Raw genomic sequence first — 18696 nt, forward strand, 5'->3', positions numbered from 1 at the left:
CGCGGGGTAGGGCGGGGTTAGGGGCGGCGGCGACGGGGGCGGTAGCTGGCCATCGTCGCGGGTAGACCGCGCCGGATGATCCCGGCCCAGTCGGTGTCGCCGCGCAGCACCGCCGCCGCGGTCTTGCGGGCCTGCGCGGCGGTGAAGTGCGGCGGCAGCATCAGCTCGGCAGGGTCGACCAGGGCGTTGATGACCACCGGTCGGTCGGCGGCGAGCGCCCGATCCCAGACGTCGGGCACCTGCTCCGGCGAGTCGACCAGCTCGCCGTGCAGCCCGAGCACCTGTGCCCACTGGTGGTAGGCGATGTCCGGCAGCTGCTGGCTGTCCGGAAACATCGGCGTGCCCTCCGTGGAGCGCTGTTCCCAGCTGACGAACGCGAGATCCCGGTTGTTGAGCACCAGCACCACGAATCGCGGGTCGGCCCAGCTGCGCCAGTACTTGGCCACGGTGATCAGCTCGTTGACGCCGTTCATCTGCATGGCGCCGTCGCCGATCAGCGCGACGAGCGGTCGGCCCGGGTGGGCGAACTTGGCGCTCAACGAGTACGGCATCGCGCCGCCCATGGACAGCAGCGTGCCGGACAGGCTGGCCAGCATCCCGGGGCGGACCTGGATGTGGCGGGCGTACCAGGCGGTGGTGGTGCCGCAGTCCACGGCGAGCATCACGTCGTCGGGCAGCCGCTCACTGAGGGTGTGGAAGAGCAGTTGTGGGTTGAGCGGGTCGGCCGTCTGCTCGGCCAGGTCGCGTTGCACAGTGCGCCACGCCGCCGTGGCCTCGGCGACCTCGGCCCGCCAGGCGGTCGGCCCGGGGCCGGGGCCCAGCTCGCGCAGCAGCGCCCGCAGCGTGGGGCGGGCGTCGCCGGTCAGGTTCACCTCGGTCGGGTACCGCAGTCCGAGCTGGGTGCCGTCCACGTCGATCTGCACCGCGCGGGCCTGTCCGGGCTTCGGGTAGAACTCCGAGTACGGCATGTTGCTACCCACGATCAGCAGCCGGTCGCAGCCCGTCATCAGCTGCCAGCTGGGCCGGGTGCCGAGCAGGCCGATCGCACCGGTGACCCAGGGTTCCCGGTGGTCGACGGCGGTGAAGCCGAGCAGTGCGGTGGCGACTCCGGCGCCGAGCCGGTGGGCGATCTCGCGGACCTCGTCCTTCGCGCCGAGCGCGCCCTGCCCGACCAGCATGGCCACCCGCTGCCCACCGCTGAGCACCTCGGCGGCCCGGCGTATCTCCGCCTCCGGCGGCACCGTCGGCGTGCTGCTCGGTACGTTGCTGGTCTGGTAGTAGCCGTGCGCGTGCGGCGGGTCCGGGACGGCCGGCTCGTCCTGCAGATCCAGGGGGAGGATCAGGGCGGTGACGGTACGCCGGGCCAGCGCCGTGCGGCACGCCCGGTCGACCAGGTGGCGTACCTGCGCCGGGTGGTCGAGCTGGGCCAGGAACGCCGCCGCCACGTCCTTGTAGAGGGCGAGCAGGTCGACCTCCTGATAGTAGCCGCCGCCCTCGGCGGTGACCGCGGTGTGCCCGACCAGGGCGACGACCGGCTGATGGTCGAGCTTGGCGTCGTACAGACCGTTGAGCAGGTGGATGGCCCCCGGTCCGCTGGTGACCAGGGCGCAGCCCAGCGGTCCGCCGCCGTACTTGACGTGCGCGGACGCCGCGAAGCCGGCGGTCTCCTCGTGCCGTACCTGGACGAACTGGACCCGCTCGTCGGTGCGTTGCAGCGCGGAGGTGAGACCGTTGATGCCGTCGCCGGGATAGCCGAAGTAGCGGTGCACACCCCAGCTGAACAGCCGGGAGACGATGTGGTCCGCGACGGTCGGGTGCCGGGGTAGGGCGCCTGGTTCGCCCGGTACGGCGTGGTCAGCGCTCACCTGGCTGGTCCTTCCCGTCGGGTCCGGTACGGACCTCGCCATTCCCGTTACTTTCCGGACAAAACACCGCTCGGAAAGATAGTCGGACGGCCCCGGAGCGTGGCTCCGGCCGTCCGGCAGAATCGTCGGGTGCCCGTCCACCAGATCACCGACCCCGACGACGACCGGATCGCCGACTACCGCGCGCTCACCGACGTCGAGCTGCGCACCCGCTGGGAGCCACCGCACGGCCTGTTCATCGCCGAGGGGGAGTTGGTGCTGCGCCGAGCGCTGCGCGCCGGCTACCCGGCCCGGTCGTACCTGGTCGACGCCAAGCGGATCGACCAACTCGCCGACCTGGACACCGGCGACGCGCCGGTCTACGCGGCGACGCAGGACGTGCTGCAACGGGCCACCGGCTTCCACGTACACCGGGGGGTGCTGGCGTCGTTCCACCGCCGGCCGTTGCCGACGGCGGCCGAGGTGCTCGCCGCCGCGCGTCGGGTGGTGATCCTGGAGGACGTCAACAACCACACCAACCTCGGAGCGATCTTCCGGGGCGCCGCCGCCCTTGGCATCGACGCGGTGCTGCTGTCGCCAACCTGTGCCGACCCGCTCTACCGGCGGAGCGTCCGGGTCAGCATGGGGGAGGTCTTCGCGGTGCCGTACGCCAAGCTCGAGCGCTGGCCCGCGGGTTTGGACCAGGTGCGGGAAGCGGGTTTCACCGTGCTCGCCATGACGCCGGCTCCGGACGCCGTACCGATGCAGCGGCTGACCGCGGCGCAGCGGGAGCGGGCCGCGTTGCTCCTGGGCGCCGAGGGGCCCGGCCTCACCGAGGCGGCCCAGTCCGCCAGCGACGTACGGGTGGTGATCCCGATGCGGCGTGGGGTCGACTCGCTGAACGTGGCCGCGGCTGCGGCGGTGGCGTTCTGGGAACTGGGGCGCGACGATCCGCCGTTCGGTGGCGAGTAGATCACTTCCGCTTGCATGGCCATGCGTTCTATTGCATAATTTTCCCCGTGTCCAAGGTTCTCACCTCCCTGCCCACCGGCGAACGTGTCGGCATCGCCTTCTCCGGCGGCCTCGACACCTCAGTCGCGGTCGCGTGGATGCGCGACAAGGGCGCGATTCCCTGCGCCTACACCGCCGACATCGGCCAGTACGACGAGCCCGACATCGCCTCGGTGCCCGGACGTGCGCTCAGCTACGGCGCCGAGGTCGCCCGACTGGTCGACTGCCGGGCCGCCCTGGTCGAGGAGGGTCTGGCCGCATTGACCTGCGGTGCCTTCCACATCCGCACGGGCGGGCGGGCGTACTTCAACACCACCCCGCTGGGCCGGGCCGTGACCGGGACCCTGCTGGTGCGGGCGATGGTCGCCGACGACGTCCAGATCTGGGGCGACGGCTCGACCTTCAAGGGCAACGACATCGAGCGGTTCTACCGGTACGGCCTGCTGGCCAACCCGATGCTGCGCATCTACAAGCCGTGGCTCGACACCGCCTTCGTCACCGAACTGGGTGGGCGTAAGGAAATGTCGGAGTGGCTGCTCGAACGCGGCCTGCCCTACCGGGACAGCACCGAGAAGGCCTACTCCACCGACGCCAACATCTGGGGCGCCACGCACGAGGCGAAGACCCTGGAGCACCTCGACACCGGCATCGAGACGGTCAACCCGATCATGGGAGTCCGGTTCTGGGACCCGTCGGTGGAGATCCCGACCGAGGACGTCACCATCGGCTTCGACCAGGGCCGCCCGGTGACGATCAACGGCAAGGAGTTCGGCAGCTCGGTCGATCTGGTGCTGGAGGCCAACGCCATCGGCGGCCGGCACGGCCTGGGCATGTCGGACCAGATCGAGAACCGGATCATCGAGGCCAAGAGCCGGGGCATCTACGAGGCACCCGGCATGGCACTGCTGCATGCCGCGTACGAACGGCTCGTCAACGCCATCCACAACGAGGACACCCTGGCGAACTACCACAACGAGGGCCGCCGCCTCGGTCGCCTGATGTACGAGGGACGCTGGCTGGACCCGCAGGCGCTGATGCTGCGCGAGTCGTTGCAGCGTTGGGTCGGCACGGCGGTCACCGGCGAGGTGACGTTGCGGCTGCGCCGGGGCGAGGACTACTCGATCCTGGACACCACCGGCCCGGCGTTCAGCTACCACCCCGACAAGCTGTCGATGGAGCGTACCGAGGACTCGGCGTTCGGGCCGTCGGACCGGATCGGCCAGCTCACCATGCGCAACCTGGACATCGCCGACTCGCGGGCGAAGCTGGAGCAGTACGCCTCCCTCGGCCTGGTCGGCGGCGCGGCCCCGCAGCGGATGATCGGCGCCGCGCAGGCAGCCTCGACCGGGCTGATCGGCGCGATGCCACAGGGCGGCGCCGACGCCATCGCCTCCCGAGGCGTCGCCTCCGCCGAGGACGAGGCACTCGACCGCGCCGCGATGGAGTTCGGCGTCGACTGAGCCCGGCTCGCCCGCGTCGCCCCAGCATGTCGAGTTCCGGCGTCACGGACGGTAGCGTGTCGGCCGTGTTCCCTACCGTCCGTGAGGTCCTCGCCCTGGACCCGGTCCGCCACGGCGCGCCGCGCGTGGTCGCCGGAGACGCGGCGCTGGACCGGCCCGTCCGCTGGGTGCACGTCGCCGAGGTGCCGGACATCGCCACCCTGCTCGGCGGCGGCGAGTTGGTGCTCACCACCGGCATCGGCCTGCCCGGGGACGACGCGGGCCTACGCGCGTTCATCGGGGACCTGGCCGACGTCGGAGTCTCCGGGCTCGTGGTCGAGCTGGGCCGCCGCTACGTCAGCGGGGTGCCCCGGGTGATGGTCGCCGCCGCCGAGCGGCGGGGGCTGCCCCTGGTGGAGTTGCGCCGGGCCACCCCGTTCGTACGGATCACCGAGGCGGTGCACGCGCTGATCGTCGACGCGCAGCTCACCGAGCTGCGCGCCACCGAGGAGATCCACCAGCGCTTCAACGACCTGTCCGTCGAGGGTGCCGACGCCGCCGAGGTGATCCGGCAGGCCGCCGAGCTGTCCGGTTGCCCGGTGGTGCTGGAGAACCTGTCCCGGCAGGTGCTCGGGTACGACCCGGCGGGGGAGAGCGCCGAGCTTTTGCTCGACGGTTGGGAGCAGCACTCCCGGCGGATCCGACCGGCCGGGCGGACCGCGTACGACCTGGACAGCGGCTGGCTGGTGACGGTCGTCGGCGCCCGGGGGCAGGACTGGGGGCGGCTGCTGCTGCGTTGGCCCGCCAGCGGGGAGTCACCCATCACCCGGGCCAGCGAGCCGACCGCGGACGCCGGGCCGCCCACCCGGCTCACCATCCTGATCGAGCGGGCCGCGTCCACCCTCGCGCTGGGCCGCCTGATCCGCCGCGACGCCGAGGGGTTGGAGCGGCAGATCCACCGCACTCTGCTCACCGCGCTGCTCGACCACTCCCGACCGGTGGACGAGGTGGCGCTGCGGGCCAAGGCGCTCGGCGTGGTGCTCGACCGCCGGCACCTGGTTGGCGTGATGGTCCGACACCGGGCCGAGGACCCGGTCGGGGAGGGCGGCCCGGAGGCGGGTCAGGCCCGGCTGCGGGACCTGTCCGAGGCGGTCGGCCAGGCGCTGCGGGAGGCGAAGCTGACCGCGCTGACCAGCGCGGTCGACGACAACTCGGTGGGCGTGCTGTTGGCCCTGCCGGACCCGGCCGCCGAGGACCGCGCGCTGTCCGCGTTCGCCAGCGCACTACGTCGGGTACGCCTCGACGCCGGCACGGGCCGGGCAACGTCCGGCGCCGAGGTGTCCCGGGCCGCTTCCGGCACCGACGTTCCTCGGTCGGTGTTCGGCGCGGATGCGTCCCGGCCGGCGTCCGGCGCTGAGGCCGCGCGGCTGACCGCCGGTGCTGATCCGTCCCGAGGCGCGGGCGCTGCCCCGGGTGCGGTGATCGTGGCCGCCGGGTCCGGCGTGGGTAACCTGCGGGAGGCACGACGGTCGCTCGTCGAGGCCCGGCAGATCGCTGAGGCGGCCCGCCGGGACCGGCGGGACCTGCCCATCTTCCGGTTGCCGCACGTCGGCCTCGCCGGGCTGCTGCACCTGCTGCGCGACGAGCCCCGGTTGCAGACCTTCGTGGAGCGCGAACTCGGCGCCCTGCTGGAGTACGACGCCCGGCACCCCCGGGAGCAGTTGCTCGACACTCTGCGCGCGTACCTGGAGCAGGGACGCAACAAGACCGCCGGCGCCGCCGCCGCCCATCTGTCCCGGCCGGCGTTCTACGAGCGCCTGGCCCGCATCGCCCGCATCCTCGACGTCGACCTCGACTCCGTGGAGGCATCCCTGTCCCTCCACGTGGCCCTCCTGGCCCTGGACGCGGTCCGCACCCCCTAACTCCCTCGCCCCTTTCCCATGTTGATCAAGAGATTTGCGTCAGAAATCGCGCTCGTGATGACGCAAACTTCTTGATCAACCAGGGTGGGGGTGGGGTTAGGTGAGGGTGGTTAGGGCTTTGGCGTAGGGCGGGGGGATGTGGTTGGGGCCGCCGGGGGTGAAGACGTCGGAAGTGGCCACCGCGGACCAGGCCGTCGCCGGGACGGCGTCGACCAGGGCTCGGATCACCGGGGCGTCGCGCCACTGGTCCTGCTCGGCGAGCAGGCCGAGGGCCACCACCGACTCCTCGACCTCGCCCACGCACTCGAACGGCTTGTGCCCGTCCACGCCCAGCAGCTCCCGGTAGCCAGGGATCTGCTCCGGGTCGGCGAGCAGGTCGCCGCCGAAGATGTGGGTGACCCGCTCACGCGGCATGAACGGCGCCATGGCCAGGAAGACGAACCGGCACTTCGGGCAGTCACGGCACCAGCGCTCGCTCGCGTCGCGCAGCTTGAACGCGGCGTTGCAACTGGTCACCACGTCGTCGTACCGGGTGAACTCGGCGAACAGCCGGGCGATGTGCAGCTCGGACAGCGAGCGCAGCAGCGAGAAGTACGGCTCGGTCAGGCCGGCGTGCTCGGCCAGCGCCCCCCGCAGCAGCCCCTCCGCCTCGACGCCCTTGGACCACTGGTGGTTGATCTCGTGGCCGTTCCAGACCAGGTTGGGGTCGGACGCCGAGCGCTCGTTGGACATCACCACCGGGCCCAGCCCGTGCAGGACCGCAGTGGCCACCGCGATCAGCGAGTTGATCGCGGTGACCGGGATGTGCCCGTTCAGCGCACCGGCCGCGTTCAGGTCGAACAGCACCGGGTCGATCCGCCGCCGGGCGGCCAGCGGGACCAGCCCGGACGCCTCGTTCACCGAGACGATCACGTGGTTGGGGTTGACCGAGAACGGCACCGGGTCCAGCCCGGCGCGGCGCAGCGCCTCCAGGCTGACGATCGAGTCCTTACCGCCGCCGACCGCGGAGAGGGGGCGACGGTCGGAGTCGTCGTACACGCGTGGTGACTCCGGCGAGCCGGCCGGGACCTCCGGGCGCAGCTCCAGCACGTGCGGCAGTTGGTTGCGGTACGCGTACTCCGCGAGGCCCTTGGTGTAGACGGCCGTGACGTAGTCGACGGTGCCCGCGCCCAGCGGCGCCGGCAGCACGAGCCGGGGCGGTGCGGCGGCCTTGTAGTAGCTGACCCCGGCGACCAGGTGCAGCACCTCCAGCACCCGGCCGAGGGTTGCCACCGTCTCGTCCGAGGGCGGCTCCGCCGGCAGCGGAAGCGTGATCACCTCGGTGAACCGCTGCTCACCGGCCGGGCCGGTCAGGGCGTAGTCGAACAACACCTCACCGGTGGCGAAGTCGATCGAGTAGGACGGGAAGGTGAAGGCGTCCATCCGCCGGAGCTGCTCGTTGGGCACACGCCATACTAGGCCCTGGTTCGTCCGGCCGTGTCCGGACCGGGCCCGCCCTGCCGCCGCCGCGACCCCCGAGGAGAGCCCAGTGCGCCTGTCTGACCTGCGCGGACGTACCGTCGCCGTCTGGGGCACCGGCCGGGAGGGCCGGGCGGCTGTGACCGCGATCGCCGCGCACGGCCCGGCCGAGTTGGTGGCCGTCGACGACAGCGCGAACTTCCTCTCGCTGCCCTGGGACGGCCCGCTGGCCGAGGCGGCTCCGCTGGTCACCGGTGAGGCGGGCTTCGAACGGCTGGCCGCCGCCGACGTGGTGGTCCGTTCGCCGGGCGTGCCGCAGACCCACCCGTGGCTGGTCGAGCTGCGCCGACGCGGTGTGCCGGTGACCCAGGGCACCGCGCTGTGGATGGCCGATCACGCCGCGCGCACCGTCGGGGTCACCGGCAGCAAGGGCAAGAGCACCACCTCCAGCCTGATCAGTCACCTGCTGACCGCGATGGGCCGACCGAACGTCTTCGGCGGCAACATCGGTGTGCCGACCCTGGACCTGCCGGAGGCGGAGCTGTACGTGCTGGAGCTGTCCAGCTACCAGTGCAGCGATCTCACCGACTCGCCGCGGGTGGCCGTGGTCACCGCGCTCTTCCCCGAGCACCTCGACGCGCACGGCGGGGAGCGGGAGTACTACCGGGACAAGCTCAACCTGCTCGCCCACGACCCGCAGACGATCGTGGTCAACGGCGGCGACCCCCGGCTCGCCGCCGAGCTGGGTGAGTTGGCGGCGGTCCGGGCCGGTCGCCCCGACACCACCCACGTCGCTACCGGCGCCGACGGCACCCCCTGGTTCCACCTCGGGGACCAGCCGCTCTTCCCGCGTGCCGTGCTGCCCCTGGTCGGCCGGCACAACGAGGGCAACCTCTGCGTCGCGCTCGCCGTGCTCGACGCGCTCGGTGTGGACGTGGTGGCCGGCAAGGACTCTCTCGCCGTCGCGGTCGCCGAGTTCCAGGGGCTGGCCCACCGGCTCACCGAGATCACCGACCCGTCCGGGCTGACCTTCGTCGACGACACCCTGGCCACCAGCCCGTACGCGGCCATGCACGCCATCGACGCGTACGACGGGCGGCCGTTGACCGTGATCGTCGGCGGCAACGACCGAGGTCTGGACTACACGCCGCTGGCCGAGCACCTGGCGGAGCGGGAGCTGACGGTCATCGGCATTCCGGACAGCGGGACCCGCATCGTCGAGGCGCTCGCCGGCCTGCCCAAGGTGCGTACCGAGCTGGTCGACGACCTGGTGGACGCGGTGCGGCTGTCCCGGGAACTGACCCCGGCCGGTGGGGTGGTGCTGCTGTCCCCGGCCGCGCCGAGCTACGGCCGGTTCCGCAACTTCGAGCACCGCTCCGAGGTGTTCGCCCAGGCCGTCGCCGACACCGCGGGCTGACCCCGGCTCAGCGTAGGTCGTGCAGGGCGCGCATCGAGCGGATCGCCGAGCGGATCTCCTGGAGGTAGCGGCCCGGGGTGAGCGTCTGCTCGGGTAGGACCGCCAGGTCGGCCAGCCCCGGATCCACCCCGACGGTGTCGATGCCGCACCCGTAGGGCAGGGCCAGCGTGCGCAGCGCGTCGCAGTGCTGGAACGGCACGTAGATCGGCGCGGTGACCATCAGCACCTCGTCGCCCGGGGCGAGCTGGACGTGCCCAGCCCAGAACCGTTGCGTGTCGGCGGTGTGCGCCCGTCGCCGATCCGGTTCGCTGGACGGCGCGGCGAGCACCCGTACCGGTGGCAACCCGGCCGGCCGGTAGGTCCGCGACGACCAGGAGTGGTGCGGGTGGCCGGCGTCGACGCCGGCCTGCTCCGCCGGTGCGTCCACCCCGAACACCCGCCGGACCGCCGTGTCGAGCACGTCCACCTCGGTCTCGTCGGCTGGCAGGCCCGCGTCGGCCAGCGTCCGGCGTTCCCAGTCGGACAACGGCCGGAAGCTGCCGAGCACGGCGACCTCGCCGCTCACCGCCAGGCCGGCGCGCAGCAGGTGCGCGGCGTACCCGACGCGGCGTACGCACGCGTGTGCCAGGCCGCCGAGCACCACCAGATGGGCGTACGCCGCCCGGGCCGGCGGCACCGGGTGAACCATGCCGAGCGCGGTGGCCGTGCCGAGCACCAACTCTGCCGTCCCCGGGTCGAGGACCGGTTCCCGGGCGTCCGGGCGTTCCCGCCCCTGCCGGAAGTCCCAGTGTCGGGCCGAGAAGTCGTCCAGCCCGGCGAGCACCGCCGCCAGGTCTCCCACGGGGTGGTCACCGCCGAAGTGCCGGACCAGGCCGCGGAGCGGAGCGGAGTCGACCCAGGCCCAGATCTCCGCCGTGATCTGTTCGGCCACCAGTCCGGTCGGCAGGGCCGCGTCCGCTCCTCGCATCCGCCGGATGCTACCGGGCCGCCACGGCGGTGCCGGCGATGGCGCACTGTGTCTACCCTGGCGGAACGGGCGGATTGGAGGGTCTCGATGACCAATGTGTTGGTCCGTCGACGGTCGAGGGAACGCGGTGGCCGCTCCGACGGCTTCGCCCGTCTGGTGGCGCACACCGATCCGGTGGCGTTGGTCGGCATAACGCTGTCGATCACGCTCAGCGTCATGCTCGATCTCAGCAACGCCGCCTCCGGGGTGGAGTCCCTGCTGGCCGGCCTGATGGGCATCACCATCTCGCTGCTGGTGGACTCGCTGGCCCGCGCGGAGCGCCGCTTCCACCTGCGGACGCTGCTGGACGGCCCGCCCTGGCTGGTGCACGCGGTGCCCGAGGTCGTCACCGGGACCCGGGAGGCCGTCGAGCGGCATCCGGGAACCCGGGTCGCCGAGGAGGCCCGGCGTCGCTTCGAGCGGTTCCGGGCGCAGACCGAGCAGTTGCGCGTTGGGCGGATCATCCGGCCGGGTGACGACTGCCAGGACCTGCTCGGCGGCACGCGGGAGTGTGTGCGGCGGCTGGACGCGGTGACCAACGTGATGCCGAGGGCCAGCGGTGAGCTGAGCTGGTGGCGCAGCGACATCGGTCGGCACTACTGGGCGGCCAATGTCGAGGCGCTGGGCCGCGGCGTACGGATCACCCGGGTCTTCCTGCACGTCGGGCTGACCGACGAGCTGACCGAGCTGGTGCGGGCGCAGCGCCGCGCCGGGGTGCGGGTGGGGCTGCTGCCGTGGGGCGTGGTGGACGCCTCGCGGCACGTCAATCTGACCCTGTGGGACGGCACCGCCTGCTGGGAGGGCGTGATGAGCGCGCACGGTGAGATCACCGAGAACCAGTTCTCGGTCAACCCCCCGGACCTGGCCCGGTTGACCGACGTCTTCGACGTCTGCGTCGAGGCCGCGACCTTCCTCGACTGACCGCGACCGGAGGGCATGCGCGCCGATGACCGTCAGCGGAGTGTTGCTGGTGACGGCGGTGGTGTGGGCGGTCAGCCTGATCCGGTCGGTGCGCCTGCGGGCGTTCGTCTACAGTCTCCCGCTGCCGATGACGTTGGCCCTGGTGAGCACAGGGCACCGGGTGGAGGGCGCGCAACTGCTCGGGGTGCTCGGCCTCAACCTGTTCTTCGTCGTCGTGGCGGTCACCCACCACCGGTTGCGCTGGCCCATCCTGCTCGCCGATGCGGCCGGCATCGCCGGGTACGTGGCGTTCAGCGCGGGCCTGCTGGCCGTGCCGGTGCCGTTCGGGCCGGCGCTGGCCGGCACCGTGGCGCTCTGGGCGCTGGCGATGCTGCTGCTGCGCCGGCAGCACCTCGCCCCGGCGCCGTCGTCGAAGACCGAGTCGCAGCCGGAGACCGACACGCAGGCGGAGGCGGAGGCGGGGCAGCCGACTCGGCTTGCGGCGCCAGTCAAGCTGCTGGTGATCCTGGTCGGCGCGACGCTCACCGGGCTGCTCGGCGAGCTGCTGCGGGCGATGGTCGTGACCTTCCCGTACTCGGGGGTGCTGGTCGCCGTCGAGAGCCGCCGTGACCTGGTGGCGTTCAGCCGGCACTTCGCCCGCAACAGCCTGGCGCTGGCCGGCTTCCTGGCCGGGTACCACTGGTGGCAGGACCACTCGCCGGTCGACGCCTTGGTGGCCGGCTGGGTGGCCTTCGCGGTGCTCGCCGCGGCGCTGCACGCGCCGGCTCCCGGCGGCACGGCCCGACGCCGGGCGGCGCTGCCCGCCGGATGACGCCCCGCCGCTGGGCTGACGCACTGTCAGGAGCAGACGCGCGCTGCGCTACACAGTGGCAGTTGTCGACATCGGCCGCCGGTGGGAGCGTGCGGTATCCATGAATGCCGCTGAAGGGTTGCCATGATGACCGACGACCTGCTGGCCCGGCACCGGGCCGTGCTCCCGTCCTGGATGCCGCTCTACTACACCGAGCCGATCGAGCTGGTCGGCGGCTCCGGCCGCCGGGTCACGGACGCCCAGGGGCGCAGCTACCTGGACTTCTTCGGCGGCGTCCTGACCAACATGATCGGTTACGACATCCCGGAGATCCGGGAGGCGATCGAACGTCAGCTCGCCACCGGCATCGTGCACACCTCGACGCTCTACCTGATCCGCCAGCAGGTGGAGCTGGCCGAGAAGATCGCGAGGCGTTCCGGTATCCCGGACGCCCGGGTGTTCTTCACCAACTCCGGCACGGAGGCGAACGAGGCAGCGCTGCTGGTCGCCACCAACCACCGCCGCTCGCACCAGATCCTGGCCGTGCGCAACAGCTACCACGGCCGGTCGTACGCGGCGATGGGCGTCACCGGCAACCGCAACTGGTCGGCCAGCGGTCTCAACCCGCTCCAGGTGGCCTGGCTGCACTCGGGTGACCGGGTGCGCGGCCTGCTGGCGCGCCTGAGCGACGAGGAGCAGGTCGACGCGGCGGTGGAGGACCTGCGCGAGGTGCTGGCCACCCAGACCGCCGGTGACGTGGCGGCGCTGATCGCCGAGCCGATCCAGGGCGTGGGTGGCTTCGTACACCCACCGGACGGGCTCTTCGCCGGCTGGAAGAAGGTCCTCGACGAGCACGGCATCCTGTTCATCGCCGACGAGGTGCAGACCGGTTGGGGGCGTACCGGGGAGCACTTCTGGGGCTACCAGGCGCACGGGGTCACCCCCGATCTGCTCACCTTCGCCAAGGGCATCGGCAACGGGTTCGCGCTGGCCGGGGTGGTCGGCCGGGCCGAGGTGCTGGAGTCGGTGCCGGCGATCAGCTTCTCCACCTTCGGTGGCAACCCGATCTCCACGGCGGCCGGCAACGCGGTGCTCGACTACCTGGTCGAGCATGACCTCCAGGCGAACGCGGCCCGGGTCGGCGCGATCCTCGCCGACGGCCTGCGGTCCGCCGTGGGTGGTCTCGACTGCGTCGCGGAGGTACGTGGGAAGGGGCTGATGCTCGGCGTCGAGTTCGTCCAGCCGGGCACCACCGAGCCGGATCCGGCGCTGACCAACCGGGTCTTCGAGGCATGCCGGGAGGGCGGTCTGCTCGCCGGCAAGGGCGGCCTGTACGGCAACGTGCTGCGGATGGGTCCACCGTTGACGCTGACCGAGGACGAGGCCCGCGAGGGCCTGGCGATCCTCGTCGACGCGATCCGGTCGGCGGCGGGGGTGGCGGCATGAGCATCGCTCACTTCATCGACGGCAAGCGGGTCGGCGGCACGTCCGAGCGGCGCGGTGACGTGTTCGATCCGGCGACGGGCCGGCGTACCGCGGAGGTGGAGCTGGCCTCGACCGCGGACGTCGACGTCGCGGTGCTGGCCGCCGCCCGCGCCGCGCGGGCCTGGCGGGACGCGTCGCTGGCGAAGCGGTCGGCGGTGTTGTTCGCCTTCCGCGAGCTGGTGCACGCCCGCCGGGACCGGCTCGCCGAGGTGATCACGGCCGAGCACGGCAAGGTGCTCGCCGACGCCGCCGGTGAGGTGCAGCGCGGCCTGGAGGTCATCGAGTACGCCTGCGGCCTGCCGTCGGCGCTGCGCGGCGCGTTCAGCGAGAACGTCTCGACCGAGGTCGACTCGTACACGATCCGGCAGCCGCTCGGGGTCGTCGCGGTGATCTCCCCGTTCAACTTCCCGGTCATGGTGCCGCTGTGGTTCGTGCCGGTCGCGGTGGCGTGCGGCAACGCGGTGGTGCTCAAGCCGAGCGAGAAGGACCCGAGCGCGGCGCTGCTGCTGGCCGAGTGGTTCGCCGAGGCGGGCCTGCCCGACGGGGTGCTCAACGTGGTCAACGGGGACAAGGAGGCGGTCGACGCGCTGCTGGAGCACCCGGAGGTGCGCTCGGTGTCGTTCGTCGGCTCCACCCCGATCGCCCGGTACGTCTACCAGCGTGGAACCGCCGCCGGCAAGCGGGTGCAGGCGCTCGGCGGGGCGAAGAACCACATGGTGGTGCTCCCGGACGCCGATCTGGACCTGGCCGCCGACGCGGCGGTCAACGCCGGGTTCGGTTCGGCGGGGGAGCGGTGCATGGCCATCTCGGTGGTGGTGGCGGTGGAGCCGGTGGCGGACGCGTTGGTCGAGCGGATCGCCGCGCGGATGGCCGGTCTGCGTACCGGGGACGGTCGGCGGGGCTGCGACATGGGTCCGTTGGTCACCGCGGCGCACGCGGCAAAGGTGCGCTCCTATGTGGACGCCGGGGTGGCCGCGGGAGCGGTGCCGGTGGTGGACGGGCGGGACGTGACGCCGGACGGCGACCCGGAGGGTTTCTGGCTGGGCCCGACCCTGTTCGACCGGGTGACCCCGCAGATGTCGATCTACACCGACGAGATCTTCGGGCCGGTGCTCGGTGTGGTTCGGGTCGGTTCGTACGACGAGGCGGTGGAGTTGGTCAACGCCAGTCCGTACGGCAACGGCACGGCGATCTTCACCAACGACGGCGGTGCGGCCCGGCGCTACCAACACGAGGTGGAGGTGGGCATGGTCGGCATCAACGTGCCGATCCCGGTGCCGATGGCGTACCACTCGTTCGGTGGCTGGAAGGCCTCGCTCTTCGGTGACCTGCACGCGCACGGCGAGGATGGGGTGCGCTTCTTCACCCGGGGCAAGGTGGTCACCAGCCGGTGGTTGGACCCCCGGCACGGCGGGGTCAACCTCGGGTTCCCCACCCAGACCTGAGCAGTCGCAGCACGCCCGCCCCGGCCAGGTACGCCAGCAGCGCCGGGACGGGCGTGCCGAGCGGCTCCGAGGCCCCTTTCGGAGTCGTGGAGTTGATCACGAGTGCGGCCACCACGGCGGCGTAGCCGGCCACGCTCAACACCGTGCGGGGAGTGCCGCCCCGGCCGGCCCGGCGTCCGCCGCGGTGCCGGCTGCTGCGGGCCTCCACCGGCCCGAAGATGGCGACCAGCACCGCCAGGACGGCCGTGAGCAGCAGCAGCCAGGGCAACCGCCAGGCCCACCAGGCGGCGGAGTCGACCGTCGGGGTGGGCAGCGTTCCGGTCGCGTCGAGCAGCCCGATCAGCAGGATCGCGGCGGTCAGGTGCCAGAGGAAGGCGGTCAGCACCACCAGGTTGACCCCGATCACCAGCTGCCACGGGCCGGGGCGGCGCAGCAGGCGTTCCGCTGGGCCGCGCAGCAGCAGGATCAGGCCGAGTTGGCCGCTGGCGACGGCCAGCAGCGCGAGGCTGGGCGGCCCGGCGTTGTGCAGCCGCTCGCCGGGCACGTTCAGCATGGAGACCGGCCACGGGCCGGGCACGGTGAGCAGCAGCAACGCGGCCAGCCCGCTGGCCAGGAAGACCAGGCCGGCGCGGCGGGAGGTGGGCAGCCGGCGCCGGCGTACCCCCCGACGCTCGGGTGTCGGCGGCCCGGCGGGATCGGCCTGGCCGGGAGGCGCCGTGTGCGTGTCGTGCCAGGCGAAGCCGAGCTGGTGGACGGCCAGCCAACCGAACAGGTAGCTGCCGTAGCTCAGCGCCTCCGGCCCGGTCAGTCGGCCGAGGTCGCCGAGTCCGACAAGGGCGACCAGCACCAGCGGGACGGTCAGACCGAAGCGGCGGTGCAGTGCGTACATCGGTGGGGTGAGCACGACCACCGCCAGGTAGGCGGCCAGAAACCAGAGCGGGATGGTGGCGAACCAGAACACCTCGCGGATCCGGGTCGGGTCGGCGCCACCCACCCAGGCGACCGCCGCTGCGGCGGTGAGTACCAGCAGCAGCGTGCTGGTGGGGCGGATCAGCCGGGCACTGCGGTCGATCAGCCAGCCGGCGGGGTCGCCACCGCGGGCCCGCAGCCGGGTCAGTGAGATCGCGTTGGCGTACCCCCCGACCAGGAAGAAGACGGGCATCACCTGGGCCAACCAGGTCAGCGGGTACGCCCACGGCAGGTCGCCGAGCGCGGAACGCCCGGTGGCCTGCCCTCCGGCGTCGCGCCCGATCGCCGTCACGACCCAATGTCCGATAACGACCATGGTGATGGCGAGGGCGCGGAGCAGGTCGACGTACCGCTCCCGCCCTGCCGGGGTGCGCTCGGCGAGTCGGCGCAGACGGCGCATCGCCTCAGGCTAGGCGACCCGAGGGCGGCCGGTGGCGATAACGGTTCGACCGTCAGGACTTGAAGTCCGGGCCGGGCTGTCGTAGAAATTCTTCAGTAACAGCGCATGAACTGAAGAGAATCAACGTGCCTCGCGCGGCGGACGCCTTCCCCCAGAACCGGCGGCCCGCCCGACCCGACCCGAGGAGAGACCCGATGAACAGGCGTGACATCCTGCGGCGCAGTGCCGCGGCCGGCCTGCTGGCCACCCCCGCCGCCGGCCTGCTGACCGGCTGCGCCACCGGCGGTGGCGACGACAAGGGCGACACCGCCGCCTACCAGGGCACCAAGAGCGCGCAGAACCCGCTCGGCGTCAAGGAGGACGCCCCACTCGAGGTGGTGATCTTCGGCGGCGGGTTCGGCGAGGAGTACGCCAAGGCCCACGAGGCCATGTACACCGAGAAGTACCCGAAGGCGAAGGTCAAGCACTCCGCCACGCAGGAGATCAGCAAGACCCTTCAGCCGCGCTTCGTCGACGGCACCCCGCCGGACGTGGTCAACAACTCCGGCGCCGGCCAGATCGACTTCAACGGCCTGGTCAGCCAGAACGCCCTCGCCGACCTTGGCGAGCTGCTCGCCGCGCCGAGCCTCGACGTCCCCGGCAAGACGGTCAAGGACACGCTGCTGCCCGGCGCGGTCGAGGTCGGCTCGTACGACGGCAGGTTCCTGGTGCTGAACTACACCTACACCGCCTACGGCATCTGGTATTCCAGCAAGCTCTTCACCGAGCGCTCCTGGGAGTACGCGAAGACCTGGGACGAGCACATCGCGCTCTGCAAGCGGATCAAGGCCGCCGGCATCGCCCCCTGGACGTACGCCGGCCTGCACCCGCGCTACATGAGCTGGCCCCTGATCGCCACCGCGATCAAGCTCGGTGGCCCGTCGGTGGCGACCGCCATCGACAACCTGGAGCCGAACGCCTGGAAGTCCGACTCGATGAGGACCGCCGCCGACGCGTGGCACCAGATCGTCAAGGACAAGTACATCCTGGACGGCTCGTCCGGTCTGGATCACAAGCAGTCGCAGACCGCGTGGTGTCAGGGCAAGGCCGCGTTCATCTCGTGCGGCTCCTGGCTGGAGAGCGAGCAGAAGGACGTCACCCCGGCCGGGTTCAACATGACCATCGCGCCGACGCCGAGCCTGGGCAGCGGTGACAAGCTGCCGTTCGAGGCGATCCGGGGCACCGCCGGCGAGCCGTTCATGGTGCCGGCCAAGGCCCGCAACGTCGCCGGTGGCCTGGAGTACTTCCGGACCATGCTCTCCCGCAAGGGCGCGCAGGACTTCACGAAGAAGGTCGCCAGCCTCACCGTGGTCGCCGGCGCCACCGAGGGGGTCGAGCTGCCGTACGGGTTGACCACCGTGGTCAAGGCCCTCGACGCGTCCGGCGCCAACGGCTTCAACTGGGTCTACAACAACTTCTACCGCAAGCTGGAGCGCAACCTCGTCGACGCGGCGTGCGGCGAGTTCTTCAGCGGCCGGATCGGCCCCGCGGACTTCCTCGACCAGTGTCAGAAGGGCGCCGACTCGATCGCCCAGGACAGCTCGATCAAGAAGTACAAGCGAGCGGCCTGACGCGCTCGGCCGGTGGGGAAGAGATCCACCCCCACCGGCCGTACCCCAACGGATGAGGTCCTTCTCGTGAAACATGGCAAGTGGCCGCTGATCGTCACCTTCCTGGTGCCGCCGGTGCTGCTCTACGTCGTCTTCGTCGTCTCGCCGTACCTGCAGGCGTTCCAGATCTCCACCACCGACTGGCTCGGCTACTCGGCCGACGCCAACCCGGTGGGCCTGTCGAACTTCAAGACCCTGTGGCACGACGACTACGTGTGGAACGCGCTGAAGAACAACGCGATCCTGTTGGGCCTGGTGCCGGTGTTGACCATCGTGCTCGGGCTATTCTTCGCCACCATGCTCGCCATGGGTGGGCGCAAGGGCCGTGCCGGCGTGACCGGGGTACGCGGCGGGGCGCTCTACCGCACGGTGTACTTCTTCCCGCAGGTGCTCTCCGTGGTGATCATCGCGCTGCTCTGGAAGGAGGTGTACCACCCCAACCAGGGGCTGCTCACCAGCGCCGTACACGCGGTCGGCCTGCCCGCGCCGACCTGGCTCGGCGACCCGGCGACCGCCTTCTGGTGCGTCCTGGCGGTGATGGTCTGGAGCAACGTCGGCTTCTACGTGGTGCTGTTCGGCGCCGCGATGTCGGCCGTGCCGAAGGAGATCTACGAGGCGGTGCTGCTCGACGGCGCGTCCCGGTTCACCACGCTGCGGCGGGTCACCCTCCCGCTGCTCTGGGACACCGTCCAGGTCGCCTGGGTCTATCTGGCCATCTTCGCCCTGGACGGGTTCATCCTCGTGCAGCTGATGACCAACGGTGGGCCGAACTTCTCCACCGACGTGATCGGCGTCCGGATGTACGACACCGCCTTCGGCAGCGAGACCAAGTTCGGCTACGCCTCGGCGATCGGTGTGGTGATGTTCTTCCTGACCCTCTCGGTGGCGGTGCTGTCGCTGCGGGTCGGCCGGCGCGAACGGATCGAGTACTCGTGACCAC

General features: G+C 71.7%; 14 protein-coding genes. 10 read left to right on the plus strand and 4 right to left on the minus strand.

The genetic code is table 11. The features are described from left to right. Nucleotides 1-17: 17 nt before the first annotated feature. On the minus strand, nucleotides 18-1907 hold the full coding sequence (locus tag ACQEUX_RS02175; protein WP_433040282.1) for a thiamine pyrophosphate-requiring protein: 1890 nt from the start codon (nucleotides 1905-1907) through the stop codon (nucleotides 18-20). A 36-nt stretch (nucleotides 1908-1943) separates the two neighbouring features. On the opposite strand from ACQEUX_RS02175, the gene ACQEUX_RS02180 reads away from it, so the two are divergent. The 3 genes from ACQEUX_RS02180 to ACQEUX_RS02190 are packed head-to-tail and all read left to right on the plus strand — an operon-like array spanning nucleotide 1944 to nucleotide 6216. Continuing rightward, nucleotides 1944-2816: a TrmH family RNA methyltransferase gene (locus tag ACQEUX_RS02180; protein WP_433049524.1), complete on the plus strand. Its 873-nt coding sequence runs from the start codon at nucleotides 1944-1946 to the stop codon at nucleotides 2814-2816. A gap of 47 nt (nucleotides 2817-2863) precedes the next feature. Next, entirely contained in the window at nucleotides 2864-4315 is a 1452-nt protein-coding gene (argG, locus tag ACQEUX_RS02185) for an argininosuccinate synthase (RefSeq protein ID WP_433040285.1), read from the plus strand. Nucleotides 4316-4371: 56 nt separating this feature from the next. Next, nucleotides 4372-6216 (plus strand): PucR family transcriptional regulator, encoded by a 1845-nt coding sequence (locus ACQEUX_RS02190; RefSeq protein WP_433040288.1) that lies wholly within the window; start codon nucleotides 4372-4374, stop codon nucleotides 6214-6216. A 96-nt stretch (nucleotides 6217-6312) separates the two neighbouring features. On the opposite strand, the gene ACQEUX_RS02195 is transcribed toward ACQEUX_RS02190, so the two are convergent. After that, nucleotides 6313-7662 carry a hypothetical protein gene (locus tag ACQEUX_RS02195; RefSeq protein ID WP_433040291.1) on the minus strand — a complete coding sequence of 450 codons (1350 nt, stop codon included), beginning with the start codon at nucleotides 7660-7662 and terminating at the stop codon, nucleotides 6313-6315. An 82-nt stretch (nucleotides 7663-7744) separates the two neighbouring features. Between ACQEUX_RS02195 and murD the strand changes: the two genes are divergently transcribed. Then, nucleotides 7745-9091: a UDP-N-acetylmuramoyl-L-alanine--D-glutamate ligase gene (gene murD / locus ACQEUX_RS02200; protein WP_433040294.1), complete on the plus strand. Its 1347-nt coding sequence runs from the start codon at nucleotides 7745-7747 to the stop codon at nucleotides 9089-9091. A 7-nt stretch (nucleotides 9092-9098) separates the two neighbouring features. Here murD and ACQEUX_RS02205 read toward each other — a convergent pair whose 3' ends face one another. Further along, on the minus strand, nucleotides 9099-10058 hold the full coding sequence (locus ACQEUX_RS02205; RefSeq protein WP_433040298.1) for a hypothetical protein: 960 nt from the start codon (nucleotides 10056-10058) through the stop codon (nucleotides 9099-9101). An 87-nt stretch (nucleotides 10059-10145) separates the two neighbouring features. Between ACQEUX_RS02205 and ACQEUX_RS02210 the strand changes: the two genes are divergently transcribed. The 4 genes from ACQEUX_RS02210 to ACQEUX_RS02225 all read left to right on the plus strand — a co-directional run bounded on the left by ACQEUX_RS02210 (nucleotide 10146) and on the right by ACQEUX_RS02225 (nucleotide 14738). Continuing rightward, nucleotides 10146-11018: a hypothetical protein gene (locus tag ACQEUX_RS02210; RefSeq protein ID WP_433040301.1), complete on the plus strand. Its 873-nt coding sequence runs from the start codon at nucleotides 10146-10148 to the stop codon at nucleotides 11016-11018. A 25-nt stretch (nucleotides 11019-11043) separates the two neighbouring features. Continuing rightward, nucleotides 11044-11829, plus strand: coding sequence for a hypothetical protein (locus ACQEUX_RS02215; protein ID WP_433040304.1), 786 nt, complete (start codon nucleotides 11044-11046; stop codon nucleotides 11827-11829). Nucleotides 11830-11952: 123 nt separating this feature from the next. Beyond that, nucleotides 11953-13254 carry an aspartate aminotransferase family protein gene (locus ACQEUX_RS02220; protein WP_433040307.1) on the plus strand — a complete coding sequence of 434 codons (1302 nt, stop codon included), beginning with the start codon at nucleotides 11953-11955 and terminating at the stop codon, nucleotides 13252-13254. Beyond that, nucleotides 13251-14738: a CoA-acylating methylmalonate-semialdehyde dehydrogenase gene (locus tag ACQEUX_RS02225; protein ID WP_433040310.1), complete on the plus strand. Its 1488-nt coding sequence runs from the start codon at nucleotides 13251-13253 to the stop codon at nucleotides 14736-14738. Before ACQEUX_RS02220 ends, ACQEUX_RS02225 begins: the two co-directional genes overlap by 4 nt. On the opposite strand, the gene ACQEUX_RS02230 is transcribed toward ACQEUX_RS02225, so the two are convergent. Continuing rightward, nucleotides 14710-16107 carry an acyltransferase family protein gene (locus ACQEUX_RS02230; protein WP_433040313.1) on the minus strand — a complete coding sequence of 466 codons (1398 nt, stop codon included), beginning with the start codon at nucleotides 16105-16107 and terminating at the stop codon, nucleotides 14710-14712. The two genes, ACQEUX_RS02225 and ACQEUX_RS02230, sit on opposite strands and share 29 nt — an antisense overlap. Nucleotides 16108-16301: 194 nt before the next feature. Between ACQEUX_RS02230 and ngcE the strand changes: the two genes are divergently transcribed. Beyond that, complete coding sequence (gene ngcE, locus ACQEUX_RS02235) at nucleotides 16302-17717, plus strand: N-acetylglucosamine/diacetylchitobiose ABC transporter substrate-binding protein (protein WP_433040316.1); 1416 nt, start codon at nucleotides 16302-16304, stop codon at nucleotides 17715-17717. A 66-nt stretch (nucleotides 17718-17783) separates the two neighbouring features. Beyond that, entirely contained in the window at nucleotides 17784-18692 is a 909-nt protein-coding gene (locus ACQEUX_RS02240) for a carbohydrate ABC transporter permease (RefSeq protein WP_433040319.1), read from the plus strand. Nucleotides 18693-18696 lie beyond the last annotated feature (4 nt).

It is taken from the genome of Micromonospora sp. CA-259024, from assembly GCF_050936255.1.
GTDB lineage: Bacteria > Actinomycetota > Actinomycetes > Mycobacteriales > Micromonosporaceae > Micromonospora.